The sequence below is a fragment of the Sulfurospirillum sp. MES genome, from assembly GCF_000789415.1.
GTDB classification, from domain to species: Bacteria; Campylobacterota; Campylobacteria; order Campylobacterales; family Sulfurospirillaceae; genus Sulfurospirillum; species Sulfurospirillum cavolei.
In genome coordinates this window covers 1-580 of record NZ_JSEC01000057.1, presented here as the reverse complement: position 1 = coordinate 580, position 580 = coordinate 1, and the positions used below count along the sequence as shown (strand labels likewise).

Annotated in this window: 2 protein-coding genes; both read right to left on the bottom strand. The window is 43.3% G+C overall.

Going from position 1 to position 580, the window contains the following annotated elements; genetic code table 11:
• Positions 1-127: 127 nt before the first annotated feature.
• Positions 128-370 carry an NADH-ubiquinone oxidoreductase subunit E family protein gene (locus OA34_RS13380; RefSeq protein WP_039676275.1) on the bottom strand — a complete coding sequence of 81 codons (243 nt, stop codon included), beginning with the start codon at positions 368-370 and terminating at the stop codon, positions 128-130.
• An 8-nt stretch (positions 371-378) separates the two neighbouring features.
• A partial coding sequence (locus tag OA34_RS13375; RefSeq protein ID WP_039676273.1) for an NADH-quinone oxidoreductase subunit D-related protein occupies positions 379-580 on the bottom strand: 202 nt, incomplete at its 5' end.

Genomic DNA, 580 nt, shown 5'->3' with positions numbered 1-580 from the left:
AATCTCTTGGGCTAAAGCACGATTATGACGCGAAGGCAAAGAGCCGATCAAGAAAATAACGTCACAATCTTTACATGTCGTTGTAAAATGGGATAAATCGCTTTGACCTAAAGCGCTTAAAAATACTCTATTCACCGTTTGCGACCTTGACTTTTTTGATCACGATCGTCCAATCGGTCTCATTGAATTTCAACGAATTTAAAAGCGTCCAACCCGCTTCCTTAATCACGTCGGCACTCTTTTGTACCGCAGAAAAATCGCCGATTTCAAACATGAAGATAGAGACTTCGCCTTCATTCGTTTCATCGATAATTTCGAGCATTCGCCCGTAAAAATCATCTCCTAAATGACGTAAATCGTAACGTTGCATCCTCTCTCCTATCTGTCGATTTCACCGAAGACGATATTGGCGTTACCGATAATCGCCACTACGTCCGCTAAATACTCTCCTACGAGCATCTCTTGCAAAAGAGCCGTATGAAAAAAACTCGGCGCGCGAAGTTTTAAACGGTACGGATACGGGTCGCCTTGTGAATTGATATAAAAACCGAGTTCTCCTTTGGGCGATTCGGTCGGTACG

Excerpts from the sequence above, each read along its gene's own strand:
- OA34_RS13380 (WP_039676275.1), bottom strand. The coding sequence starts at position 370 with ATGCAACGTTACGATTTACGTCATTTAGGAGATGATTTTTACGGGCGA.